Source organism: Micrococcus sp. GbtcB5, from assembly GCF_019091605.1.
Lineage (GTDB): Bacteria > Actinomycetota > Actinomycetes > Actinomycetales > Micrococcaceae > Micrococcus > Micrococcus luteus.
In genome coordinates this window covers 16,591-39,144 of sequence record NZ_JAGXJK010000003.1, presented here as the reverse complement: position 1 = coordinate 39,144, position 22,554 = coordinate 16,591, and the positions used below count along the sequence as shown (strand labels likewise).

Genomic DNA, 22,554 nt, shown 5'->3' with positions numbered 1-22,554 from the left:
CGGCTGGGGTCAGAACCCCTCGTCGTCGAGGATCCGCTCGAACTCGAGCTCCACCACGTGCTCGCGCTCCCGCTTGTCCAGCAGCCGGTACCCGTACGACTCGCCGATCGAGACGACCTTCGCCAGGCTCGGGTGTCGCCGGTCCCGGGGCCATTCGAGCGTCACGCGGTCCTGCCCCGTGAAGGTGCGCTCCCGCAGGCGGTGCTCCAGAGCGGAGGCGTGCGTGCGCTCCCGCCCGCTGGAGCGGACCCCGAGCCACACGGCGGCCGCGATCACGAGCAGGACGAACGGGTACACCACGCCGAACACGTTCATGGCGGTCATCGGGCGACTCCTGGGATGCGGGGCGGCTGTGCGGACCCCACCACTGTGCCAGGTCCGGACGACGACGTCGGCCCGGCCCGTCCGCGCGTCGGTCCGGGGGCGCCTGGCTAGGCTGGCCCGGTGCTGATCCTGCTGCCGCCCTCCGAGGGCAAGACCGCACCCCGCTCCGGGGCCCCGCTCGACCTCGACTCCCTCGCCCTGGCCGACGACGCCGCGGTGACGGGCGCCCGCGCGGACCTGCTCACGCGGCTCGCCGCGGTCTCGGCCGCCCCGGATGCCCTGACGACCCTCGGCGTCGGAGCGTCGCTCGCCGGCGAGGTCGAGGCGAACACGCGCCTGGCCGTCGCCCCCGCCGCGCCCGGTCACCGGGTGTTCACGGGCGTGCTCTTCGACGCGCTCGACCACGCCTCGCTGTCGGCGGCGGCGAAGCGCCGCGCCCGCTTGTCCGTGCTGGTCTTCTCCGCGCTGTTCGGCGCCACCGCGCTGGCGGACCGGATCCCCGCCTTCCGGCTGCCCGTCAGCGCGAAGCTGCCCGGGCTGCCCGGGCTGGCCGCGCACTGGCGCCCCGTCCTGACCCCCGCCCTCGACGCGCTCGCCGCACGGGACGGCGGGCCCGTCGTCGACTGCCGCTCCGGAGGCTACGCGGCCCAGTGGCGGGCACCGGCGGAGCGGACCCTCGCGGTCGACGTGTTCCAGCTGCGCGACGGCGAGCGGACCGTCGTCTCGCACTTCGCCAAGCACACCCGCGGCCTCGTGGCCCGCGCGCTCCTGGAGGCGGGGGCGCGGGAGACCTCGACGCTGGACCGCGTGGCGGACGTGGTCGCGCGGGCCGGGGACGGCCCCGGCTGGGAGGTCGAGCTGGCCCGGCCGTCCGGCGCGAAGCCCGGCGCGCTGCGGGTGATCCTGCCCGAGGGATGATCCCGGACGAGGCGCGGTCCGCCCGGACGCGGCCTCAGTCCTCGACGGCCACCAGCTCCACCTCGAAGCCGTCCGCGGTCTCGAGGTAGGCGGCGTAGTGGTCCGCTCCCCCGGCGTGCGGGTGGCGGTCCTCGAAGAGCAGGCGGAACCCCCGGCCGCGCGCGGCGGCGGTGAGCTCGTCCACGCGGGAGCGTGATCCGGCCCGGAAGGCCAGGTGGTTCAGTCCCGGGCGGGTGCGCTCGTGGGCGCCCGCGGCGACGTCGGGCCCGGCCTCGAGCACGAGGTACTCCCCCGCCCCCTGGTACGTCCGGCCCTCAGCCCACCCCTCGCCCGGCACGTAGCCGAGCTCGCCGAACAGCCAGCCGAGGCTCGCCTCGGCCGCCGCGAGGTCGGCGACCCAGATCTCCACGTGGTGCAGCCGGCCCGTGGGCGCGGGCGCCGGGGTCGCATCCTCCGGCGAGGCGACGGCGTCGGGCCCGTCCGCCTCCACGGCCCGGACGTCCGCGTCGGCCTCGAGGCCGGACTCGGCCACCGCCGACGCGGAGGTCGTGGACGCCTTCGCGGGAGCCGCAACGGGCACCTCTGAGGCGCCGGCGTCCCACTGCCCGCCCCGCGCGCCGGCGTCCATGGCCTCGTTGGAGAGGCGGTCGGCGTCCTTGTTCCGGTTGCGCGGGATCCACTCGTAGCTGACGCGCTCGGGGGGCAGCACGGACCGGGCCTCGGCCGCGAGGCGCCGCATGTCGTCGTGCTTGATCTTCCACCGCCCGGACATCTGCTCCACCACGAGCTTGGAGTCCATCAGCACGTGCACCCGGGCCTCCGGGTCGAGGTCCCGGGCCATCCGCAGCCCGGCCACGAGCCCGGAGTACTCGGCCACGTTGTTGGACGCCTTCCCCAGCGGGGCGGCGTCGGTCCGGAGGATCTCGCCTGTGGCCGGGTCGCGCACCAGGGCGCCGTAGCCGGCGACGCCGGGGTTGCCCCGCGACCCGCCGTCGGCCTCCACCTGCAGGACTCGTCCGCTCACCGTGCGCCTCCTCGTGTCCGTGGTCGCGCCGTCCGACGCGGCCCCCCCACTCTACTGATCGCGCCGGGGGCGGGGCCCGGGGTCAGTCCCGGATGAGGATGGCGCCGGACTCGGGGCAGCGGGCGACGGCGGCCGGCGGGAGGGCCCGGATGCGCGCGACCTCCGCGGGCGACAGCTCCGTGCCCGCGGCCGCGGACCGGTTCCCGACGAGCCGGGCCGCGCCGATGCCGCCGTTGCGCTCCCGCGCCTGCTCGTACAGGGCCAGCAACGACGCGGGGAACTCCGCGGCCAACGCCGCCCGGCGCTGGGTGAGGTCCCGGCCACGCTGGGTCACGGCCTGCCCCTCGCGGCGCACCTCCGCCGCGCGGGCCTCGACCTCGGCCCGCGCCCGCTCCAGGGCGGCGTGGCCCTTCGCGAGCCGGGACTCGGCGGCGTCGGCGGCCTCCATGGCCTCGAGGGCCGCGGCCTCGTGGTCGTCGAGCAGTGCGGTGAGCGTGTCGTCCTCGTGCTGCATGGCCTGCAGCTCCTTGGGCCCGCCCTGGCCCGTTTCGAGCCGCTCCCGGGTCCGGTCCCGACGGGCGCGGGTGGCGGCGGCCTTCTCGGTGGCCTCGGCCCCCGCCCGGTCGGCGGTGCGTGCGGCGTCCTGCAGACCGGGCAGCGCCTCCTCGAACTCCTGCGCACGGGCGCGCAGCCGGGTGTGCTCCGGGTCCGCCTTGAGCCGACGGACGGCGGCGCGGGCCTGGTCCAGGGCCGTGTCGAGCTCCTGCAGCTCCAGCAGCCGGGCCTGGACGGCCGGCGGTGCGGTGACCTCACTCATGCGTGACTCCCCTCGTCGGCCCGCTCTCCCCCGACCAGGAAGTCCCAGGGGTCGCTGCGGTGATCTGAGAACAGGGTGGTGACGCCCAGTCCCCGCTCCGCCAGGGCGGCCTCCAGGGCGCGGGCGCCGTGCTCGAGCCACAGGGACTCGCTCGCCCAGTGCGAGACGTCCACGAGCGCGGGACGTCCATCCCCCGACACCGCCGTCTCCCGGGCCTCCGAGGCCGGGTGGTGGCGCAGATCGGCGGTCACGTAGACGTCCGCTCCGGACGCGCGGACCGCGTCGAAGAGGCTGTCTCCGGCGCCGCCGCACACGGCGACGCGGCGGATGCGCTGGGCGGGGTCGCCCGCCACGCGCACGCCGCCGGCCGTGGCGGGCAGCGCCGCGTGCACGGCGCGGGCGAAGGCGGCCAGGTCGGTCTCCTCGGGCAGGTCGCCCACCCGGCCGATGCCTTCGGCCCCGGTGCCGGCGGCGGAGGTCGTCAGGGGCGAGAGCGCTCCGGTGACGCCGACGGCACGGGCCAGCACGTCCGAGACGCCGCCCACGACGGCGTCGGCGTTGGTGTGCGCGGCGAGCAGGGCGATGCGGTGCTCGATCAGGGTGTGCAGCAGGCGTCCCTTGGCGGCGGCGGCATGCCCGACGGCGGCGACGGACGAGGTCCCGCGCAGCAGGAGCGGGTGGTGGGTGACCACGAGGTCGGCCCCACGGGCGACGGCCTCGTCGGCCACGGCCTGCACGGGGTCCAGCGCCCACAGGACGGTCCGCACCGGCGCCTCCGGGCGCCCGGCCACCGGCCCGACGGCGTCCCACGGCTCCGCCAGCTCCCGCGGCCACAGCCCCTGGACGACCTCGAGGACGTGCCCGAGCGTCGGTGGGGCCAGGGCGTGCTCCGGCGAGGCGGGGACGGCGGGACGGGACACGGCCATACCGGCCATGATGGCCCACCCGGCCCGGGCACGCACGACCCGGCGGCCCTGGGTGAGGGCACGGCGCGGCGCCGTCGGGAATGAAAAGCGCGGGCCGCGTTGCTGTGCCTGCCATGACCGACTCCCCCCGTACCGAGCCCCTCGGCGCCTCCGGCGCGCCCGCCGACGTCCGCGAGCTGACGCTCGCCGGCGGCTGCTTCTGGTGCCTCGACGCCGTCTACCGTCGCGTGCGGGGCGTGCTCGCCGTCGAGTCCGGCTACACCGGAGGCGACGACCCCGCCCCGAGCTACGAGTCCGTGTGCACCGGGACCACCGGCCACGCCGAAGCGGTCCGTGTGCGCTTCGACGCCGCCGTCGTGCCGCCCGAGGTGATCATGGATCTGTTCTTCACCGGCCACGACCCCACGTCGTTGAACCGCCAGGGGGCCGACGTCGGCACCCAGTACCGCTCGGCCGTCTTCGCCCACGACGAGGCCGAGGCCCGGTTCTTCGCGGACGAGATCGCCCGGGCGCAGGCGAACTATGACAGCCCCATCGTCACACGCGTCGAGCCGGCGTCCGCGTGGCACCCGGCCGAGGACATTCACCAGGACTTCTATGCGCGGCGCCGTTCCAATGGATACTGCCGTGTGGTCATCGATCCGAAGCTCGCGAAGGTGCGCCGGAACTACTCCGCGTGGCTCGTGGACGCCTGAGCGGCGCCGCGGCTCGATAGCCTGACGCAGGAACACCCACTAGATCGCCCGCGCCCCGAGGCGCACCACCACCCCCCGGAGGTACCACCATGGCCCGCATCCTTGACGACATCACCCAGGCGGTCGGCGGCACGCCCCTGGTCCGGCTGAACCGCCTCGCGAAGGACCTGCCCGGCGACGTCGCCGTGAAGGTCGAGTTCTACAACCCGGCCAACTCGGTGAAGGACCGCATCGGCACCGCCATCGTCGACGCCGCGGAGGCGGCCGGCGAGCTGACCCCCGGCGGCACCATCGTGGAGGGCACCTCGGGCAACACCGGCATCGCCCTGGCCATGGTCGGCGCGGCGCGCGGCTACCGCGTGATCCTGACCATGCCCGAGACCATGTCCACCGAACGCCGCGTGATGCTCAAGGCGTTCGGCGCCGAGATCGTGCTGACCCCCGGTGCAGACGGCATGCGCGGGGCCCTCGAGCGCGCCCAGGAGATCGTCCGCAGCACCCCGAACTCCATCTGGGCCCAGCAGTTCGCGAACCAGGCCAACATCCAGGCCCACTACACGGGCACCGGCCCGGAGATCTGGGACGCGTCCGAGGGTGCCGTGGACGTGTTCATCGCCGGCGTCGGCACCGGCGGCACCATCACGGGCGCGGGCCGGTACCTGCGCGAGCAGAAGCCGGACGTGAAGCTCATCGCCGTCGAGCCGGCCGACTCCCCCATCCTCTCCGGCGGCCAGGCCGGCCCGCACAAGATCCAGGGCATCGGCGCGAACTTCGTGCCGGAGATCCTGGACACCGACCTCTACGACGAGGTCTACCCGGCCACCTTCGAGGAGTCCATCGAGACCGCCCGTCGGCTCGGGACCGAGGAGGGCATCCTGGGCGGCATCTCCACCGGCGCGATCATCTCGGCCGCCCTCAAGGAGGCCGCCAAGCCCGAGTCCGAGGGCAAGCTGATCGTCGCCATCGTGTGTGACTTCGGCGAGCGCTACATCTCCACCGCCCTCTTCGAGGACATCCGCGGCTGACCGCCGCCCGCTCACCGACCGCACCGACCCGAAGGGGCCGCCCGTGGGACTGTTCTCCCGCATCAAGGAAGACATCGCGACCGTCCGCAGCCATGACCCAGCGGCGCGCGGTGACCTCGAGGTGGCCCTCGTCTACTCGGGTCTGCACGCCGTGTGGGCGCACCGCGTCGCGCACCGGATGTGGCGGCATGACCGGCTGAAGATGCCCGCCCGCGTGCTCTCGCAGGTCACGCGGGCGGCCACGGGCATCGAGATCCACCCCGGCGCGTCGATCGGTCGTCGGTTCTTCATCGACCACGGCATGGGTGTCGTGATCGGCGAGACCGCGGAGATCGGCGACGACGTGATGCTGTACCACGGGGTCACCCTCGGCGGCCGCTCCCTGGCCAAGGTGAAGCGGCACCCCACGCTGCGCGACGGCGTCGTGGTGGGGGCCGGCGCCAAGATCCTCGGACCCGTCGAGATCGGGGAGGGAACGGCGGTGGGCGCCAACGCCGTCGTCGTGAAGGACACCCCCGCCGACGCGATCGCCACCGGCGTGCCGGCCACCGTCCGACCGCGCAAGGGCCCGTCCGAGGGCAAGCCGCTCGTGGACCCCGCGGAGTACGTGGACCCGGCCCTCTGGATCTGAGGGCCGGGTCCACGCCGGGTCAGTCCTGCGTGGGGTCGCCCTCGGTCGGCTGCGGCATGACCACGGGCACGCCCTCGCCGTCGACCTCGGTGCGGTCGCCGGACCACAGCGTGTGGAACGAGCCCTCGCGGTCCACGCGCAGGTAGGTGTGGGCGCCGAAGTAGTCGCGCTGGCCCTGCACGAGGGCGGCCGGCAAGCGGTCGGCCCGCAGGCCGTCGTAGTACGCCAGGGCCGAGGAGAACACCGGGACCGGCACGCCCGCGGCGACGGCGGTGCCGACGACGCGGCGCCAGGCCGGCAGGGCCTCGGCGATCGCCTGGGCGAACTCGGGGGCGAAGAGCAGGTTGAGCGGCTGGCCGGGGGCGCGGGTGCCCGGCGCCGGATGGCGGGAGGTGTCGCGGCCGCCGAAGGCCTGCATGATCACGTCGAGCAGGTCGGCGCGGATGATGCAGCCGTCCCGCCACAGCGAGGCGATGGTGCCCAGGTCCAGCGACCAGCCGTACTCCTCGGCGGCGGCCGCGAGCATGTCCATGCCCTGCGCGTAGGCCACGAGCTTGGAGGCGAACAGCGCCTGGCGCACGTCCTCCACGAACGCGTCCGTGTCCTGCGGGGCGCGCTGCGCCTCCTCGTCGACGCCGGCCGCGAGGGTCTCACGGGCGACCTCGCGCACCGCGCGCTGAGAGGACAGCGAGCGGGCGAAGACGGACTCGGCGATCGCGGCCACCGGGGAGCCGACGTCGAGACCCGAGATCGCGGTCCAGCGGCCGGTGCCCTTCTGCCCGGCCTCGTCCACGATCACGTCCACGAGCGGGCGGCCCGTGGCCGCGTCCACCTGCGCGAGCACCTCGGCCGTGATCTCGATGAGGTAGGAGGCCAGGTCGGTCTGGTTCCACGCCGTGAACACCTCGGCCTGCTCGGCGGGCTCGAGGCCGCCCACACGGCGCAGCAGGTCGTAGGCCTCGCCGATGACCTGCATGTCCGCGTACTCGATGCCGTTGTGGACCATCTTCACGTAGTGGCCGGCGCCGTCCGTGCCGACCCAGGCGCAGCACGGCTCCCCCTCGAACTGCGCGGCGATCTTCTCGAGCATCGGGCCGAGGGCCTCGTAGGACTTCTCCGGACCGCCGGGCATGATCGCCGGACCGTGCAGGGCACCCTCCTCGCCGCCGGAGACACCGACGCCCACGAAGTGCAGGCCCTTCTCGGCGAGGGCCGCCTCGCGGCGGCGGGTGTCCTCGAAATGGGAGTTGCCGGCGTCGATGACGATGTCGCCCTCGTCCAGCAGGGGGACGAGTTGGTCGATGACGGCGTCCACGGGGGCGCCCGCCTTGACCATGATGAGCACCCGGCGCGGCACGGCGAGGGACTGCACGAGCTCGGCGAGCGTCTCCGTCGCCACGAACGCGCCCTCGTCACCGTGCTCGGCCACGAGCTGGTCCGTGCGGGCCCGGCTGCGGTTGTGCAGGGCCACCGTGTAGCCGTGGCGGGCGAAGTTGCGCGCGAGGTTCGCGCCCATCACCGCCAGGCCCGTGACGCCGATGTCGGCGGCGCCGACGGGGACGGTGGTGGTCTGCTCGGTCATCGCGGGGGCCTCCTGTGGCTCGGACGGTGGGACGGGCCGTGCCGGACACGGACCCGCCCCCAGCCTACGTCGACCGCGGTCAGTCCCCCACGGCGTCGCGGCCGCGGCGCACGATCAGCGGGTCCGGGGTGCCGACGACCTCGTGGTCCTTGCCCTCGTACTCGAACTGGGACAGGAAGTAGCGCATCGCGTTGAGGCGGGCCCGCTTCTTGTCGTTGGAGCGGATGGAGATCCACGGGGCGTGGTCCGTGTCCGTGTGGAGGAACATGGCCTCCTTGGCCTCCGTGTACGCCTCCCAGCGGTCCAGGGACTCGAGGTCCATGGGCGAGAGCTTCCACTGGCGGACCGGGTCGATCTGGCGGATCGCGAAGCGCGTGCGCTGCTCGGTCTGTGTCACGGAGAACCAGAACTTGGTGAGGTGGATGCCGTCGTCCACGAGCATCTTCTCGAACAGCGGCACCTGGTTCATGAAGCGGCGGTACTGCTCGTCCGTGGCGAAGCCCATCACGCGCTCGACGCCGGCGCGGTTGTACCACGAGCGGTCGAACAGCACGATCTCGCCCGCCGTGGGGAAGTGCTGGATGTAGCGCTGGAAGTACCACTGGCCGAGCTCGCGGTCCGAGGGCTTGTTGAGGGCCACGACGCGGGCGGTGCGGGGGTTCATGTGCTCGGTGAAGCGCTTGATGGTGCCGCCCTTGCCGGCGGCGTCGCGGCCCTCGAAGACGATGATGTGGCGCTGGCCGGTGTCCTCGCCCCAGTACTGCAGCTTGAGCAGTTCGATCTGCAGGCGGTACTTCTCCAGCTCGTACTCCTCGCGCGTCATGCGCGTCTCGTACGGGTAGTCCTCTTTCCACGTCTCCACGGCACGGCCCTGCGGATCGATCAGGTCGGGATCGTTGGTGTGGCCGTCCGAGACGGTGTAGCCGCCGTCGCGCAGCTTGTCGATGAACTCGCGCAGGTTCTCGCGGGGGGCGTCGGGCTGCAGCAGCTCCATGGACCGTCTCCTTCACTGGGTGCGTCACCGTGCCCGCCCGTCCCCTCCTCGGTACGACGGAGGCGGGCCGCGGCCTGTGCTCTTCACACCATTATGGGTGGGCGGCGGACGAGGAAGCCGGGCCCGGCAGCGCAGCCGGGTGAACAGCAGGTGAACCCTGGGAGGCGAACGGTCACGACCCCGGGCCGACGAACGCCGGCCGGCTCAGCCGCGCGGGCCGACGCCCAGGAGCTCGTCGATCGCCGCGACGGCGGCACGCGCCGCGTCGACGTCGGCGAACTGGGCGACGGCGTCGTCGTACCGGCGGTGCCCGGGAAGCTTGAGGCCGACGGAGGCGCCGTCCGTGGCGGGGAGGATCCAGATCCGGCCGCGCGGCTCGACGTCGCGCTGCTCGGCCACGTCGGCCTCCTCGAACTCGCGGTCGTAGCCGGCCCACTCGATACCGGGCCGCGGGGTGTCGGCACCGTCGAGGACGTCACGGCCGCCCATGCGCAGACAGGTGACGGACTGCAGGAGCGCGTCCAGGGTGCGGGCGGCGGCCTTGCCGGCCAGCTCGTCCTGGAAGAGGGCGAGGATGGACCATTGCCCGTCCTGGAGGAAGAGCATGGTCTGCTGCGCCTCGCCCCCGGTGATGACGGCGAGGTGACGGGCGGCGCCGTCGGGACGTGCGGGCAGCTTCCAGAAGCCGAGGGGGGTCGCGGACATGCGCTCCACCCTAGTGCGCCCCGGACGCCGACGACGCGCCGCCGCCCGGCCCCTGCCCCGCATCCCGGGTTGAGTTGTCGCGGGTGCGCGGGCCCGTCACCCGCGACAACTCAACCCGGGATGCGGGAGGGTGGGCCGATGGGCCTGCTCCGCGACCTCCTCACCCGCCGCTCCGCCCGCGACCGCTCCTCCGACCCGCCGGCGACGCTCGGCCGACACCTCGACAACGCCGCGGCGATCGTGGCCGCCGCACGCCGGGCGGACGTTCCCCTCGCGGTGGCGGCGGCCCTGGCCGAGCTCGAGTCCGGTGGCCGGAACGTCTTCGGGCACGACGCCGGCGGCGTGCACAGCGCCCCGCGCGGGACGGACGTCCTCGTGACCCGGGAGCGCTATGAGGAGCTCGTGGCCCGGGTGGCGCAGGGGGAGACGTCCAACGGCGTGGGGCCCGCGCAGATCACGTGGCCGCCGTACTTCGCGCAGGCGGCGGAGCGCGGTCTCCACCTGTGGGAGCCGGAGGACAACCTGGCCTTCGGGCTGGAGATCCTGCGCGGTCACCTGCGCGGCGACCTCTCCGCGGAGGGGATCGCCCGGGCGGGGACGCTCTACAACGCCGGGACGCTGTCCGACGGGGTCACCGCCTACGGCCGGCGCCTCGCCGCGGCGAGCCGCGCATGGGCCGAACGCCTGGGCGAGCCCGCCCCGCCGCCGGTCAGGCCAGGTTGACCAACAGCACGTAGGCCAGCGTGCCGGCGGCGATCGAGACCAGGGTCCGCCGCCCGGCCAGCAGATGCACGACGACGGTCACCGCCGCCGCGAACAGCGCGTGGGCCACCCGCGTCCCGTCCACGGGCTCTCCGGGGGCCAGCGCCGCGGCGTCGAGCAGCATCACCAGGGCCAGGATGGTCAGCACGCCGGCGGGCATCCACACCGCCAGCCGCGCGGCGAGCACGGACTCCCGCAACGGCTGCAGCAGGGCGAACGGCACCGCGCGCAGGCAGAAGGTCACGAGGCCCGCGACGACGGCCGCGGCCACCAGGTACGCGGCGCCGGTCATCGGGGGTCCTCCCCGGCGCCGGGCTCGGCATCCGTGCCGGCCCGCTCCCCCGTCGCGGCGACGACGGGCACCGGTCCGGTGACGGGCACGGGCTCGGGCAGCGGCAGGGCGGTCCCGCGTGCGGCGAGCACGTGGAACGCGATCAGGACCGCGGCGTAGAGGGCGAAGGCGACGACGAGCACCTGCGCCGGCGCCAGCAGCAGGGCCACCCCGACGGCGACCGCGGCCGCCAGCACGAGGGGCAGCTGGGCCCGCGTGCGGGCGGCGTCCATGGCGAGCACGATGAAGAGGGCGACGAGCGCGAACTCCAGGCCCTCCACCGGTCCGGGCAGCAGCCAGGCCACGGCCACCCCGGCGAGGCCCCCGAGCACCCAGTACGCATGCAGCGCGACCTGCATGGCGACCAGTCGGGGGCCGGTCCAGCCGCGAGGCCGGGCGGCGGCGATGGCGTAGGCCTCGTCGATCAGGGCGCCCATCGAGTAGATCCGCGCGAAGCGCCCCCGGACCACGCGCAGCGGGAAGCTGAACGCATAGAACACGTGGCGGAAGTTCACCAGGAACACCGTCACGGCGATCGTGAGCAGCGGGGTGCCCGCCACCACCAGCGAGACGAGCAGCAGCTCGACGGACCCGGCGAACACGACCACGGAGAACAGGGGTGCGACCCACGCGGGCAGCCCGGCCTGGACCACGAGCATCCCGAAGGCCATGCCCAGCGGGAACAGGCCGAGGCCGGCGCCCAGCGTCACGGCGACGCCGGAGCGCACCTCGGCCCACCGCGAGGGCGTAACGGGGGCGCGCAAGGACTCTGTCGAGGAGCTCATGATGGTGAGCATGGTCTCACACGCGCTCGGCGGGCCAGCGACATGACGGGGCGGGGTGTCACGCCATGTCACGGCCCCGCGATCGGTGCACCCGGAGGGACTCGAACCCCCGACCCTCTCGGTGTAAACGAGATGCTCTGACCGACTGAGCTACGGGTGCCGGTGTCCGTCCAGGCTACCGGTCCGCGAGCAGGTCGCGCGTCGCCGCCTCGTGCTCGCTCCGGGTGCGTGCCTGTCCCGGGGCGGCGACCACGCGCGCGGCCTCGACCCCGTCCGCGTCGAGCAGCACGGAGACGCGGCGGGGCCGCCCGGTCTCCACGTCGAAGACGTCGAGGGCACGGCAGGCCGCGCCGTGGGGCCAGAAATCGGAGAGCAGGGTGAGCGGCTCCGGCAGTGCCAGCTCCTCGCGGACGCGGCGCAGCACGGGGGCGGCATCACACGAGACCACGCGGACAGCCACATCGTCGACCGCCACGTCCTCGGCGAGCGCCCCGATCCAGCCGAGCTCGTCCGTGCACACCGGCGTGAACGCCCCGGGCAGGAAGACGAGCCACGTGCCCCGCGGCCCGGCGGCGTCCTGGGGCCCGCGCGTCGGCGGCCACGGCCACGTCTGGCCGTGGTCGTCGCGCAGCGCGGGGACGACGTCGGCGCCCCGCGTCCCGCCGGACGGGGGCTCAGCCACCGCGCTTCTGGACGAGCTTCTGAGCGGCCCAGTCCTCGGAGGCACCGGCCCCGGTGGTGGCGTGCAGGCCCGCGGTGGAGGCGGCCTCGGCGACGTCCGCCGGGCTGACGTGGCCGGGGCGCCCCTTGCGGGGGGTCATGATCCAGACGGGGCCGGCATCGAGGGAGCGCTGGGCGTCCACGAGGGCGTCCGCGAGATCCATGACGTCGCCGTCGTCCGCGCGCCACCAGAAGAGGACCGCGTCCGCCGGCTCCTGGTCGTCCTCGGTCAGCAGCTCCTCGCCGAGCGCGTCCTCGAGCGCGTCGCGGAAGGTGACGTCGACGTCGTCGTCGTACCCCCACTCCTGCACCAGGTCGCCCCTCGAGAGGGCGAGCTCCGCCAGCAGGGCGCTGTCCGTCGAGGTCGGCGTCGACCCAGCCTGCATAGTGTCCGGTCCTCCTTGATGGTGGCGGGCACTGCGGCCCGCGCCGTCGAGCGGGTGATGATGACCACCATACGCCGTGGACGCCGCCGTTCCGGGGCCTCCGGCCGGGCGGACGCGGCGGCTCCGGTCTACTCTGGGGAGGAACAGACGCACTCTCCGGGCGACGCGCCCGGCTCGGCGTCGCGGGCCCGGACCGGATCGTCTGCCCGCAGCCCACCGCGGAGCACCCCTCCGCACGAGAACCAGGAGGCACCGTGAGCGCAGCCGAAGAGAGCTCGCAGATCCGCAGCGGTCTGACCGACCAGCTCCCGGACAAGGATCCCCAGGAGACGTCGGAGTGGATCGAGTCCCTCGACGGACTCATCGAGGAGCGCGGCACGGAGCGGGCGCAGTACATCATGCGCTCCCTCATGCAGCGCGCGAGCGCCCAGTCCGTCGCCCTGCCCTACGTGACCACCACGGACTACGTGAACACGATCCCGGCGGACCAGGAGCCGGAGTACCCGGGCGACGAGGAGCTCGAGCGCCGCTACCGCAACTACCTGCGGTGGAACGCCATGGCCCTCGTGCAGCGCGCCCAGCGCGACGGCGTCGGCGTCGGCGGTCACATCTCCTCCTACGCAGGCCAGGCGACCCTCTACGAGGTGGGCCTGAACCACTTCTTCCGCGGCCAGGACCACCCGGGCGGCGGCGACCACATCTTCTTCCAGGGCCACTCCTCGCCGGGCAACTACGCCCGCGCGTTCCTCGAGGGCCGCCTGACCGAGGAGGACCTCGACGGCTTCCGCCAGGAGAAGTCCCGCCAGGGCCACGGCCTGCCCTCCTACCCGCACCCGCGGATGATGCCGCACTTCTGGCAGTACCCCACCGTGTCCATGGGCCTGGGGCCGATGAACGCCATCTTCCAGGCGCAGACCAACCGGTACCTGCACAACAACGGCATCAAGGACACCTCCGACCAGCACGTGTGGGCCTTCCTCGGCGACGGCGAGATGGACGAACCGGAGTCGCGCGGCCAGCTGCACATCGCGGCCAACGACAAGCTCGACAACCTCACCTTCGTCATCAACTGCAACCTGCAGCGTCTCGACGGGCCGGTGCGCGGCAACGGCAAGATCGTCCAGGAGCTGGAGTCCTACTTCCGGGGCGCCGGCTGGAACGTCATCAAGGTCCTGTGGGGCCGCGAGTGGGATCCGCTGCTCGAGGCCGACGACGAGGGCGAGCTCGTGCGCATCATGAACGAGACGCTCGACGGCGACTACCAGACCTACAAGGCCGAGTCCGGCGGCTTCGTGCGCGACCACTTCTTCGGCCGGTCCTCCGTCACCAAGGAGATGGTGGCGGACATGACCGACGACGAGATCTGGGGCCTCAAGCGTGGCGGCCACGACTACAAGAAGGTGTACGCCGCCTACAAGGCCGCCATGGAGCACAAGGGCCAGCCCACCGTGATCCTGGCCCACACCATCAAGGGCTACGGCCTGGGCAAGTCCTTCGAGGGTCGCAACGCCACGCACCAGATGAAGAAGCTGACGGTGGACGACCTCAAGGTGTTCCGGGACCGCCACCGCATCCCGATCTCGGACGAGCAGATCGAGAAGGACCCGTACAACATCCCGTACTACCACCCGGGCGCCGACGCCCCGGAGATCACGTACATGATGGAGCGGCGCAAGGAGCTGGGCGGCTTCGTGCCGGAGCGGCGCAGCGACTACCACGCGATCCCGCTGCCCCCGGAGTCCGCGTACAAGCAGGCCCGCAAGGGATCGGGCAAGCAGCAGGCCGCCACGACCATGGCGTTCGTGCGCCTGCTCAAGGACCTGATGCGGGACAAGAACATGGGACCGCGCTTCGTGCCGATCATCCCGGACGAGGCCCGCACCTTCGGCATGGACTCGTTCTTCCCGACCGCGAAGATCTACAACCCCAAGGGCCAGAACTACCTGTCCGTGGACCGGGACCTGTTCCTGTCCTACAAGGAGTCCCCGCAGGGGAAGATCTACCACGTCGGCATCAACGAGGACGGCGCCACCGCGGCGTTCAACGCGATCGGCACGGCGTACTCCACGCACGGCGAGCCGATGATCCCGGTGTACATCTTCTACTCGATGTTCGGCTTCCAGCGGACCGCGGACAACATCTGGGCCGCAGGCGACCAGCTCGCGCGCGGCTTCATGATCGGCGCCACCGCCGGGCGCACCACCCTCGCCGGCGAGGGCACCCAGCACATGGACGGTCACTCCCCCGTCCTGGCGTCCACGAACCCGGCCGTGAAGCACTACGACCCGGCGTACTCGTACGAGATCGCCCACATCGTGCGCCAGGGCCTGGAGGACATGTACGGCGACCACGACCGCGGGGACGACGTCCGCAACGTCATCTACTACCTCACGGTGTACAACGAGCCGATCACCCACATCGAGGAGCCCGAGGGCCTCGACGTGGAGGGCCTGCTCAAGGGCATTTACCGTCTCTCCGAGGGCCAGGGCGACGGCCCGAAGGTCCAGCTCCTGGGCTCCGGCGTCTCCGTGCCGTGGGCGCTCGACGCCCAGCGGATCCTCTCCGAGGAGTGGGGCGTGAACGCCTCCGTGTGGTCGGTAACCTCCTACAACGAGCTGTACCGCGACGCCGTCGCGGCGGAGAAGGACGCCCTGAAGGACCCGTCCGCCACCCCGCGCGTGCCCTACGTGACGCAGGCGCTGCAGGGGGCCGAGGGCCCGATCGTGGCCACCTCGGACTACTCCACCTCGTGGACGAACCAGATCCGCCCGTTCGTGCCGAACCGCTTCTCGGCGCTCGGCGCCGACGAGTTCGGCTTCGCGGACACCCGCGCCGCCGCCCGTCGGTACTTCCTCATCGACACTCACTCGATGGTGGTCCGCGCGCTGCAGCTCCTCGAGGAGGAGGGCGAGGTCGAGCGGGGCACGGCCGCGAAGGCGCACGAGAAGTACCGCCTGGACGACGTCAACGCCGGCACCACCGGCATCGCGGGCGGCGACGCCTGACCCGCATGCCGCGGGGAGGCCGACGCCCTCCCGTCCCGACGCCGGCCGCTCGCCTCCGCCAGGGAGGCGAGCGGCCGGCGTCGTCGCTGTAGGAACCCCACAACACGCGCCTAGGATGAAGCGCATGCCCGAGCCCCGCCCCGCCGCCCCTCGCCCCGTGAGCACCGACGGGCTGGCCCGCCTCAGGAGCCACCTGGGGGCCCTGAACACGGCGGTGCTGCAGCGGCTGGACGCCACCCTGCCCTGGTACCGCCGACTCACCCCGGACGAGCGCAGCGCCCTCGGGCTCGTGGCCCAGCGCGCCCTGCAGGGCTTCCTCACGTGGTTCGAGCGGCCCACCTCCACGGGCCACGTCCTGCAGGACGTCTTCGGGCCCGCGCCCACCGATCTCACCCGGGCGATCTCGCTGCAGCGGGCCCTCCAGCTCATCCGGACGATGGTGGACGTCGTCGAGACGCGGGTGCCGGAGCTGCTGGCCGAGCGCGACCAGGCGCCCGTCCGCGAGCACATCCTCCACTACTCGCGCGAGGTCGCGTTCGCGCTCGCAGACGTGTACGCCCGGGCCGCGGAGATGCGCGGAGCGATGGACTCGCGGCTCGAGTCGGTCCTGCTGGACGCGGTGCTGCGCGGGCAGGACCCGGACGAGATCCGGCACCGGGCCACCGCGCTGGGCTGGCGTGGGGACCACGACGTGATGGTCATGGCGGGTCTCGCCCCGGGGCAGGACAAGCCCGCGTTCATCCCGGACCTGCGGCGGGCCGCGGCGAGGCTCGACTGCGACCTGCTCGTGGGCGTGCAGTCCGAACGGCTCGTCCTCGTGGTCGGCTCGGTGCGGGACGCGCGGGCGGTGGGCGAGGCGCTCGCGCCCTGGTTCGCGCCGGGACCGGTGATCGTGGGACCCGTCGTGGACTCGCTGGTCTCGGCGCACGTCTCGGCGCGGCACACCCTCGCCGGGCTCAGCGCCGCGGCCGCCCACCCCCGGGCGAGCCGGCCCACCCCGGCGGAGGACCTGCTGCCCGAGCGGGCGCTGCTGGGCGACCCCACGGCCCGGGAGGCCCTCGTGGACGGGGTGTTCACGCCCCTGGCCGACGCCGGCACCTCCCTGCTGGAGACCGTGGACGCGTACGGCGCGCTGGGCCACTCGCTCGAGGGCACGGCCCGCGAGCTGTTCGTCCACGCGAACACCGTGCGGTACCGCCTCAAGCGGGTGGCCGAGGTGACCGGCTGGGACCCGCTGGTCCCTCGCGACGCGTACGTCCTGCAGACCGCGATCACCCTGGGCCGGCTCGCGGGGGCGCGGCCGACGACCGGGACAGGCTCGGACTGAGCCGGGGCGGCGCCCCCCCACTTGTAGAAACCCTCCAAACCCACTCGCCGTGCTTCGTGGCGCGATCTGCCCGGGCTGGCGGCCGATCCTGACACGATGGAGCAATGCTTGCCATCGTGTGCCCCGGACAGGGGTCCCAGACGCCCGGCTTCCTCGCCCCCTGGCTCGAGCTGGACGGGACCCGCGACCTGCTCGCATCCCTCTCCGACGCCGCGGGCGTGGACCTGATCCGCCACGGCACTGAGTCGGACGAGGAGACCATCAAGGACACCGCCGTCGCCCAGCCGCTGATCGTGGCGGCCGGCCTCGTGGCCGCCGCGGCCCTCGAGGCGGATGCCGCCGCACCGGAGTCGACCGTCGTGGCCGGCCACTCCGTGGGCGAGATCACCGCGGCCGCCGTCACCGGCGTGCTGTCCCCCGCCGAGGCCCTCTCCCTGGTGCGCGTGCGCGCCACCGGCATGGCCCGGGCCGCCGCGGCCACGCCCACGGGCATGGCCGCCGTCGTGGGCGGGGACCAGGACGAGGTCCTCGCGGCCATCGAGGCGGCGGGCCTGACGCCCGCCAATGTCAACGGCGCCGGCCAGATCGTCGCCGCCGGCCCAGCGGAGGCCCTCGGCGCGCTCGCCGGGTCCGCCCCCGCCCGCGCCCGCGTGATCCCGCTCAAGGTGGCCGGTGCGTTCCACACGGAGCACATGCGCCCCGCCGTGGACGACCTCGCGACCCACGTCGCCGGCCTCTCCCCCTCGGACCCGCGCCTGCCCCTGCTGTCCAACCGGGACGGCGAGACCGTCGAGTCCGGCACGGACGTGCTCGCCCGGATCGTGGACCAGGTCACCCGCCCGGTCCGCTGGGACCTGTGCATGGCGACCATGGCCGCGCGGCAGGTCACGGGGGTCCTGGAGCTGCTGCCCGGTGGCACACTGACCGGACTGGCCAAGCGCGGCCTCAAGGGCACAGCGCAGCTCGCCGTGAAGACCCCCGAGGACCTGGACGCCGCGCGGGCGTTCCTGGCCGAGCACTCGGCCTGAACCCCGCGCACCGCCCGGCAGAGAGAGGCACCATGACCGTCACCCTGAAGCAGCACGAGCGCCCCGCGGCCAGCCGCATCGTGGCCGTGGGCGCCTACCACCCGGCGAACCTGGTCCCGAACGAGGACCTCATCGGCCCCATCGACTCGTCGGACGAGTGGATCCGCCAGCGCACCGGCATCGTCACGCGCCAGCGCGCCACGGCGGAGGAGACCGTGCCCGTCATGGCCGTGGGCGCCGCCCGGGAGGCCCTCGAGCGGGCCGGCCTGCAGGGCTCGGACCTGGACGCCGTGATCGTCTCGACCGTCACCTTCCCGCACGCCACCCCCTCGGCCGCGGCCCTCGTGGCGCACGAGATCGGCGCCACCCCGGCGCCCGCCTACGACGTCTCCGCCGCGTGCGCCGGCTACTGCTACGGCGTGGCCCAGGCCGACGCGCTCGTGCGCTCCGGCACCGCGCGGCACGTGCTCGTGGTCGGCGTCGAGCGCCTCTCCGACGTCGTGGATCCCACGGACCGTTCCATCTCCTTCCTGCTGGGCGACGGCGCGGGCGCCGTGATCGTGTCGGCCGCGGACGAGCCGGGCATCTCCCCCTCGGTGTGGGGTTCGGACGGGGAGCGCTGGTCCACGATCTCCATGACGCACTCGCAGCTGGAGCTGCGCGATGCCGTGGAGCACGCCCGCACCACGGGCGACGCCTCGGCGATCACCGGCGCGGAGGGGATGCTCTGGCCCACGCTGCGCCAGGACGGGCCCTCCGTCTTCCGCTGGGCCGTGTGGTCGATGGCGAAGGTGGCCCGCGAGGCCCTCGACGCCGCGGGCGTGGAGCCCGAGGACCTCGCCGCGTTCATCCCGCACCAGGCCAACATGCGGATCATCGACGAGTTCGCCAAGCAGCTGAAGCTGCCGGAGTCCGTCGTCGTGGCCCGGGACATCGCGGACGCCGGCAACACGTCGGCCGCGTCCATCCCGCTGGCCATGCACCGTCTGCTGGAGGAGAACCCCGAGCTCTCCGGCGGCCTGGCCCTGCAGATCGGCTTCGGCGCCGGGCTGGTCTACGGCGCCCAGGTGGTCCGCCTCCCCTGAGGCGGCGCCGTCTGATTCACTGTCCACGTACACCTCACACCCCTACCGAAGGAGACGCCCCATGGCTTCCAAGGAAGAGATCCTCGCCGGCCTCGCCGAGATCGTGAACGAGGAGACCGGTCTCGACACCGCCGAGGTGCAGCCGGAGAAGTCCTTCACGGACGATCTGGACATCGACTCGATCTCGATGATGACCATCGTGGTCAACGCCGAGGACAAGTTCGGCGTGAAGATCCCGGACGAGGAGGTCAAGAACCTCAAGACCGTCCAGGACGCCGTCGACTTCATCGACGGCGCCCAGGCCTGACCGGCCCACGACGGCGGCGGGCCCGGCCCGTCCCGTCCCCTCGGTGAGCGCCGGGGGCGCGTGAGCGCCCCCGGCCCCCGACACCCTCGACTTCCGGCACCCCGGCGAGCGCCGCGCATCGTGCCGACGACACCCCTCCGCCCGATCCCCACTCGAGACCCAGAGGCAGCAGACCCATGACCCGCACCGCAGTGATCACCGGCCTCGGCGCCACCACGCCCATCGGCGGCGACGTGCCCACCTTCTGGTCCCATGCCCTGCAGGGCGTCTCCGGTGCGCGCACCATGGAGCACGACTGGGTGGAGAAGTACGAGCTGCCGGTCACCTTCGCGGCCGAGCTGGCCGTGCCCACCTCCGAGGTCCTGTCCAAGGTGGAGCAGAAGCGCCAGGACCCGGCCACCCAGATGGCGACCGTCGCCGCGCGCGAGGCCTGGAAGGACGCCGGCCTCGAGGGCGCGGAGGTCGACGGCGACCGGCTCGCCGTGGCCTTCGGCACCGGCATCGGCGGCGTGTGGACCCTCCTGGACGGCTGGGACACCCTGCGCGAGCGCGGCCCGCGCCGCGTGCTGCCCATGACCGTCCCGATGCTCATGCCCAACGGCGCCGCCGGCGCGCTCTCCCTCGAGTTCGGCGCCCGCGCCGGCGCCCGCACGGTGGTGTCCGCGTGCGCCGCCGGCACCGAGGCGCTCGAGACCGCGCTGCTGCTCGTCCGCTCCGGCCAGGCCGACGTCGTGATCTGCGGCGCCGCCGAGGCCGCCGTGCACCCGCTGCCGATGGCCGCGTTCGCCGCGATGCAGGCGCTGTCCAAGCGCAACGACGACCCGCAGGCCGCGTCCCGCCCCTACGACGTGGACCGCGACGGCTTCGTCCTCGGCGAGGGCGCCGGCGTCATGGTGATCGAGTCGGAGGAGCACGCGAAGGCCCGCGGCGCGCGCGTGTACGCCGAGCTGGCCGGCGCGGGCGTCAGCTCCGACTCCCACCACATCACCGCGCCCGAGCCCGAGGGCCTGGGCGCGACCCGTGCGATGCGCGCCGCCCTGAGGTCGGCCGACATCACCCCCGAGGACGTGTGCCACGTGAACGCCCACGCGACGTCCACACCGAAGGGCGACGCGCCGGAGTACCTGGCCATGCGGGCCGTGTTCGGCGATCACCTGGACCAGGTGCAGGTCTCGGCCACGAAGTCCCAGACCGGCCACCTGCTGGGCGCCTCGGGTGCGATCGAGTCGATCCTGTCCGTGCTCGCCGTCCACCACGGCCAGGCGCCCGTGACCATCAACCTGGACCACCAGGACCCGGAGATCCCGCTGAACGTGGTCACCGGCTCCCCCGCCCGCCTGCCCGAGGGGCCGCGCGTGGCCGTGAAGAACTCGTTCGGCTTCGGCGGCCACAACGCGGTGGCCGTGTTCCGCAGCGTCTGAGCCGGAGCGCCGCCCGCGTCGGCCGGACGAAGGCTCAGACGGCGCGGTGCAGCCAGCGCACGTTGGCGTGGGCGGCGGCCAGCCGGAACGGCTCGAGCTCATCATCCCAGGCCTCGCCGAGCGCGAGGGAGAGTTCGTGCATCAGCACGCTGGGGTCGCCCGCGCCGGCCTCGTAGGCGTACCGGATGCGGTCCTCGGAGACCATGATGTTGCCGGAGACATCCGTGGTGGCGTGGAAGATGCCGAGGTCCGGGGTGTGGGACCAGCGCGAGCCGTCGACCCCGGCGGACGGCTCCTCCGTGATCTCGAAGCGCAGGTGCGGCCAGCCACGCAGGGCGGAGGCCAGACGCGCGCCGGTGCCGGCGGGCGCCGTCCAGTGCACCTCGGCGCGGTGCTGGCCGGGCGCGACCGGCTGACCCTCCCACTCCACCGAGGTCGCGGGGCCGAGCACGGAGCTCAGCGCCCACTCCACGTGGGGGCAGAGGGCGGTGGGGGCGGAGAGGATGTGGACCACGCCGCGGGTATGGGTGCTGATCATGGATGCCTCCGAGGGTGCGATGCGGTGCGTCTTCCCCTACGACCACGTCGCGGCTCCGGTGGATCCTGGGGCCATTGTGCACCAGGGATGCTGGGCCGGCAACGAGGCGGCGCGGCGCCCTGCGTGTCGCGGTGGCGCAGGGGAGGGGCCGGGGGCGCTCCGGGGCAGCGTCAGGCGCGTGGGTGGGCCTGCCGGTAGCCCTCGCGGAGGCGATCGATCGAGACGTGCGTGTAGACCTGCGTGGTGCGCAGGGATGCATGGCCCAGCAGCTCCTGCACGCTGCGCAGGTCGGCGCCGCCGTCGAGGAGGTGGGTCGCGGCCGTGTGGCGCAGCGCGTGCGGCCCGCGGGCCGCGGTGTCCCCCAGGCCCTCGAGCGCCCGGTCGACGACGGTGCGCGCCTGGCGCACCCCCAGCCGGCCGCCGCGCGCGCCGAGGAAGAGGGCGGGGCCGGAGTCCGGCCGGGCCAGGCGGGGGCGACCGAGCCGCTGCCACGCCTGGAGGGCGCGGCCCGCGGGTGCGCCGTAGGGGACGGTGCGCTGCCGGTCTCCCTTGCCGGTCAGCCGGACGACGCCGCGGCCGGCCTCGAGGTCGTCCACGTCCAGGGCGGAGAGTTCGGCCACCCGGGCGCCGGTGGCGTAGAGCAGCTCGAGCAGGGCGGCGTCCCGCAGGGCCAGCGCGTGGGCGGCAGGGTCGTCGCCCGCGGCGGCGGCGTCCACACGCTCCTGGGCAGCCGCGAGGAGCCGGGTCGCCTGCTGCTCCTGGAGCACGTGGGGCAGCGTCCCCTCGGGTCGGGGCGAGCGCAGCCGCAGGGCGGGGTCGTCCGAGCGCAGGCCCTCCCGGCGCAGCCAGGCCGTGAAGGTGCGGACGGCGGCCACCCGGCGGGCCAGGGTCGCGCGGGCGAGGCCGGCCCCGCTCATGGCCGCCAACCAGCCACGCAGGTCCTCGATGTCCAGCTCGGCGAGGACGTCCGGTGCGCTGGGCACGTGGCGAGCGGGGGCGTCGTCATCCACGGCGGGCGCCGCCGCGGTGCCGGCTGTGCCGGCGACGTGGTCGATGAGGGCGCGCAGATCGGCGAGGTACGCGCGCACGGTCTGGGGGCTGCGGTTCCGCTCGTGGCGCAGGTGCTCCTCGAACGCCTCGAGCCAGGCCGTGTCCCGGGGCGAGGGGGCGCGCGGGACCGGGACGGGACGGACGGAGGACGACGGGGTCATCCCCCCA

Annotated in this window: 24 protein-coding genes and 1 tRNA gene; 11 read left to right on the top strand and 14 right to left on the bottom strand. The window is 73.8% G+C overall.

Annotated features, from left to right (window positions below; translation table 11 throughout):
* Window positions 1-9 precede the first annotated feature (9 nt).
* Window positions 10-324 carry a hypothetical protein gene (locus KVS67_RS01765; protein ID WP_061867832.1) on the bottom strand — a complete coding sequence of 105 codons (315 nt, stop codon included), beginning with the start codon at window positions 322-324 and terminating at the stop codon, window positions 10-12.
* A 120-nt stretch (window positions 325-444) separates the two neighbouring features.
* On the opposite strand from KVS67_RS01765, the gene KVS67_RS01760 reads away from it, so the two are divergent.
* Window positions 445-1,242 carry a YaaA family protein gene (locus KVS67_RS01760; protein WP_063190228.1) on the top strand — a complete coding sequence of 266 codons (798 nt, stop codon included), beginning with the start codon at window positions 445-447 and terminating at the stop codon, window positions 1,240-1,242.
* Window positions 1,243-1,276: 34 nt separating this feature from the next.
* On the opposite strand, the gene KVS67_RS01755 is transcribed toward KVS67_RS01760, so the two are convergent.
* The 3 genes from KVS67_RS01755 to KVS67_RS01745 all read right to left on the bottom strand — a co-directional run bounded on the left by KVS67_RS01755 (window position 1,277) and on the right by KVS67_RS01745 (window position 4,009).
* Window positions 1,277-2,266 (bottom strand): reverse transcriptase-like protein, encoded by a 990-nt coding sequence (locus KVS67_RS01755; RefSeq protein ID WP_063190227.1) that lies wholly within the window; start codon window positions 2,264-2,266, stop codon window positions 1,277-1,279.
* A gap of 82 nt (window positions 2,267-2,348) precedes the next feature.
* The gene (locus KVS67_RS01750) at window positions 2,349-3,083 is read right to left on the bottom strand and encodes a zinc ribbon domain-containing protein (RefSeq protein ID WP_063190226.1); all 735 of its coding nucleotides are present in this window, start codon (window positions 3,081-3,083) and stop codon (window positions 2,349-2,351) included.
* Window positions 3,080-4,009, bottom strand: a complete 930-nt coding sequence (locus tag KVS67_RS01745; protein WP_061867836.1) for a Nif3-like dinuclear metal center hexameric protein — start codon at window positions 4,007-4,009, stop codon at window positions 3,080-3,082. The genes KVS67_RS01750 and KVS67_RS01745 overlap by 4 nt, the downstream gene beginning before the upstream one ends.
* A 113-nt stretch (window positions 4,010-4,122) precedes the next feature.
* Between KVS67_RS01745 and msrA the strand changes: the two genes are divergently transcribed.
* The 3 genes from msrA to epsC all read left to right on the top strand — a co-directional run bounded on the left by msrA (window position 4,123) and on the right by epsC (window position 6,360).
* Window positions 4,123-4,704 (top strand): peptide-methionine (S)-S-oxide reductase MsrA, encoded by a 582-nt coding sequence (msrA, locus tag KVS67_RS01740; RefSeq protein WP_012750832.1) that lies wholly within the window; start codon window positions 4,123-4,125, stop codon window positions 4,702-4,704.
* Between the two features lie 89 nt (window positions 4,705-4,793).
* Window positions 4,794-5,729 carry a cysteine synthase A gene (gene cysK, locus KVS67_RS01735; RefSeq protein ID WP_010078892.1) on the top strand — a complete coding sequence of 312 codons (936 nt, stop codon included), beginning with the start codon at window positions 4,794-4,796 and terminating at the stop codon, window positions 5,727-5,729.
* Window positions 5,730-5,772: 43 nt separating this feature from the next.
* Window positions 5,773-6,360 carry a serine O-acetyltransferase EpsC gene (epsC, locus tag KVS67_RS01730; protein ID WP_036340179.1) on the top strand — a complete coding sequence of 196 codons (588 nt, stop codon included), beginning with the start codon at window positions 5,773-5,775 and terminating at the stop codon, window positions 6,358-6,360.
* Window positions 6,361-6,379: 19 nt separating this feature from the next.
* Here the strand turns inward: epsC and gndA are convergent, their stop codons facing one another.
* The 3 genes from gndA to KVS67_RS01715 all read right to left on the bottom strand — a co-directional run bounded on the left by gndA (window position 6,380) and on the right by KVS67_RS01715 (window position 9,641).
* On the bottom strand, window positions 6,380-7,942 hold the full coding sequence (gndA, locus tag KVS67_RS01725) for an NADP-dependent phosphogluconate dehydrogenase (RefSeq protein WP_036340176.1): 1,563 nt from the start codon (window positions 7,940-7,942) through the stop codon (window positions 6,380-6,382).
* Between the two features lie 79 nt (window positions 7,943-8,021).
* Window positions 8,022-8,936 (bottom strand): polyphosphate kinase 2, encoded by a 915-nt coding sequence (ppk2, locus tag KVS67_RS01720; protein WP_036340172.1) that lies wholly within the window; start codon window positions 8,934-8,936, stop codon window positions 8,022-8,024.
* 204 nt (window positions 8,937-9,140) lie between these two features.
* Entirely contained in the window at window positions 9,141-9,641 is a 501-nt protein-coding gene (locus KVS67_RS01715) for a hypothetical protein (RefSeq protein WP_036312781.1), read from the bottom strand.
* A 138-nt stretch (window positions 9,642-9,779) separates the two neighbouring features.
* Here KVS67_RS01715 and KVS67_RS01710 point away from each other — a divergent pair, with 138 nt between their 5' ends.
* The gene (locus KVS67_RS01710) at window positions 9,780-10,364 is read left to right on the top strand and encodes a hypothetical protein (RefSeq protein ID WP_063190369.1); all 585 of its coding nucleotides are present in this window, start codon (window positions 9,780-9,782) and stop codon (window positions 10,362-10,364) included.
* On the opposite strand, the gene KVS67_RS01705 is transcribed toward KVS67_RS01710, so the two are convergent.
* From KVS67_RS01705 to KVS67_RS01685, 5 genes are all read right to left on the bottom strand, one after another.
* A complete protein-coding gene (locus KVS67_RS01705) occupies window positions 10,351-10,695 on the bottom strand; it encodes an AzlD domain-containing protein (RefSeq protein ID WP_036312787.1) in 345 nt (114 codons plus the stop codon). The two genes, KVS67_RS01710 and KVS67_RS01705, sit on opposite strands and share 14 nt — an antisense overlap.
* On the bottom strand, window positions 10,692-11,519 hold the full coding sequence (locus KVS67_RS01700) for an AzlC family ABC transporter permease (protein ID WP_231866374.1): 828 nt from the start codon (window positions 11,517-11,519) through the stop codon (window positions 10,692-10,694). The genes KVS67_RS01705 and KVS67_RS01700 overlap by 4 nt, the downstream gene beginning before the upstream one ends.
* An 86-nt stretch (window positions 11,520-11,605) precedes the next feature.
* Window positions 11,606-11,679: transfer RNA gene (locus KVS67_RS01695), tRNA-Val, on the bottom strand.
* 15 nt (window positions 11,680-11,694) lie between these two features.
* The gene (locus KVS67_RS01690) at window positions 11,695-12,201 is read right to left on the bottom strand and encodes a redoxin domain-containing protein (protein ID WP_036312792.1); all 507 of its coding nucleotides are present in this window, start codon (window positions 12,199-12,201) and stop codon (window positions 11,695-11,697) included.
* Window positions 12,194-12,625 (bottom strand): DUF3052 domain-containing protein, encoded by a 432-nt coding sequence (locus tag KVS67_RS01685; protein WP_036340159.1) that lies wholly within the window; start codon window positions 12,623-12,625, stop codon window positions 12,194-12,196. Before KVS67_RS01685 ends, KVS67_RS01690 begins: the two co-directional genes overlap by 8 nt.
* Window positions 12,626-12,879: 254 nt before the next feature.
* Here KVS67_RS01685 and aceE point away from each other — a divergent pair, with 254 nt between their 5' ends.
* The 6 genes from aceE (at window position 12,880) to fabF (ending at window position 20,798) form a co-directional block, all read left to right on the top strand.
* Window positions 12,880-15,630 (top strand): pyruvate dehydrogenase (acetyl-transferring), homodimeric type, encoded by a 2,751-nt coding sequence (gene aceE, locus KVS67_RS01680; RefSeq protein WP_063190367.1) that lies wholly within the window; start codon window positions 12,880-12,882, stop codon window positions 15,628-15,630.
* 124 nt (window positions 15,631-15,754) lie between these two features.
* Window positions 15,755-16,957: a CdaR family transcriptional regulator gene (locus KVS67_RS01675; protein WP_060974030.1), complete on the top strand. Its 1,203-nt coding sequence runs from the start codon at window positions 15,755-15,757 to the stop codon at window positions 16,955-16,957.
* 104 nt (window positions 16,958-17,061) lie between these two features.
* A complete protein-coding gene (locus KVS67_RS01670; protein ID WP_036340154.1) occupies window positions 17,062-17,985 on the top strand; it encodes an ACP S-malonyltransferase in 924 nt (307 codons plus the stop codon).
* Between the two features lie 32 nt (window positions 17,986-18,017).
* On the top strand, window positions 18,018-19,070 hold the full coding sequence (locus KVS67_RS01665; RefSeq protein ID WP_060974029.1) for a beta-ketoacyl-ACP synthase III: 1,053 nt from the start codon (window positions 18,018-18,020) through the stop codon (window positions 19,068-19,070).
* A gap of 61 nt (window positions 19,071-19,131) precedes the next feature.
* Window positions 19,132-19,377, top strand: coding sequence for an acyl carrier protein (locus tag KVS67_RS01660; RefSeq protein WP_010078906.1), 246 nt, complete (start codon window positions 19,132-19,134; stop codon window positions 19,375-19,377).
* Window positions 19,378-19,553: 176 nt separating this feature from the next.
* Window positions 19,554-20,798 carry a beta-ketoacyl-ACP synthase II gene (fabF, locus tag KVS67_RS01655; protein WP_041103123.1) on the top strand — a complete coding sequence of 415 codons (1,245 nt, stop codon included), beginning with the start codon at window positions 19,554-19,556 and terminating at the stop codon, window positions 20,796-20,798.
* 34 nt (window positions 20,799-20,832) lie between these two features.
* Here fabF and KVS67_RS01650 read toward each other — a convergent pair whose 3' ends face one another.
* Both KVS67_RS01650 and KVS67_RS01645 read right to left on the bottom strand, forming a co-directional pair.
* Entirely contained in the window at window positions 20,833-21,336 is a 504-nt protein-coding gene (locus KVS67_RS01650; protein ID WP_060974028.1) for a DUF3145 domain-containing protein, read from the bottom strand.
* Between the two features lie 170 nt (window positions 21,337-21,506).
* A complete protein-coding gene (locus KVS67_RS01645; protein WP_060974133.1) occupies window positions 21,507-22,547 on the bottom strand; it encodes a tyrosine recombinase XerC in 1,041 nt (346 codons plus the stop codon).
* Between the last annotated feature and the right edge of the window lie 7 nt (window positions 22,548-22,554).

Coding starts and splice junctions, on each gene's coding strand:
- KVS67_RS01705 (WP_036312787.1), bottom strand. CDS start 10,695: ATGACCGGCGCCGCGTACCTGGTGGCCGCGGCCGTCGTCGCGGGCCTC.
- KVS67_RS01710 (WP_063190369.1), top strand. CDS start 9,780: ATGGGCCTGCTCCGCGACCTCCTCACCCGCCGCTCCGCCCGCGACCGC.
- gndA (WP_036340176.1), bottom strand. CDS start 7,942: ATGACCGAGCAGACCACCACCGTCCCCGTCGGCGCCGCCGACATCGGC.
- KVS67_RS01660 (WP_010078906.1), top strand. CDS start 19,132: ATGGCTTCCAAGGAAGAGATCCTCGCCGGCCTCGCCGAGATCGTGAAC.
- KVS67_RS01745 (WP_061867836.1), bottom strand. CDS start 4,009: ATGGCCGTGTCCCGTCCCGCCGTCCCCGCCTCGCCGGAGCACGCCCTG.
- KVS67_RS01715 (WP_036312781.1), bottom strand. CDS start 9,641: ATGTCCGCGACCCCCCTCGGCTTCTGGAAGCTGCCCGCACGTCCCGAC.
- KVS67_RS01665 (WP_060974029.1), top strand. CDS start 18,018: ATGACCGTCACCCTGAAGCAGCACGAGCGCCCCGCGGCCAGCCGCATC.
- cysK (WP_010078892.1), top strand. CDS start 4,794: ATGGCCCGCATCCTTGACGACATCACCCAGGCGGTCGGCGGCACGCCC.
- KVS67_RS01750 (WP_063190226.1), bottom strand. CDS start 3,083: ATGAGTGAGGTCACCGCACCGCCGGCCGTCCAGGCCCGGCTGCTGGAG.
- KVS67_RS01685 (WP_036340159.1), bottom strand. CDS start 12,625: ATGCAGGCTGGGTCGACGCCGACCTCGACGGACAGCGCCCTGCTGGCG.
- KVS67_RS01700 (WP_231866374.1), bottom strand. CDS start 11,519: ATGAGCTCCTCGACAGAGTCCTTGCGCGCCCCCGTTACGCCCTCGCGG.
- ppk2 (WP_036340172.1), bottom strand. CDS start 8,936: ATGGAGCTGCTGCAGCCCGACGCCCCCCGCGAGAACCTGCGCGAGTTC.
- msrA (WP_012750832.1), top strand. CDS start 4,123: ATGACCGACTCCCCCCGTACCGAGCCCCTCGGCGCCTCCGGCGCGCCC.
- KVS67_RS01670 (WP_036340154.1), top strand. CDS start 17,062: ATGCTTGCCATCGTGTGCCCCGGACAGGGGTCCCAGACGCCCGGCTTC.
- KVS67_RS01765 (WP_061867832.1), bottom strand. CDS start 324: ATGACCGCCATGAACGTGTTCGGCGTGGTGTACCCGTTCGTCCTGCTC.
- KVS67_RS01675 (WP_060974030.1), top strand. CDS start 15,755: ATGCCCGAGCCCCGCCCCGCCGCCCCTCGCCCCGTGAGCACCGACGGG.
- fabF (WP_041103123.1), top strand. CDS start 19,554: ATGACCCGCACCGCAGTGATCACCGGCCTCGGCGCCACCACGCCCATC.
- KVS67_RS01645 (WP_060974133.1), bottom strand. CDS start 22,547: ATGACCCCGTCGTCCTCCGTCCGTCCCGTCCCGGTCCCGCGCGCCCCC.
- KVS67_RS01650 (WP_060974028.1), bottom strand. CDS start 21,336: ATGATCAGCACCCATACCCGCGGCGTGGTCCACATCCTCTCCGCCCCC.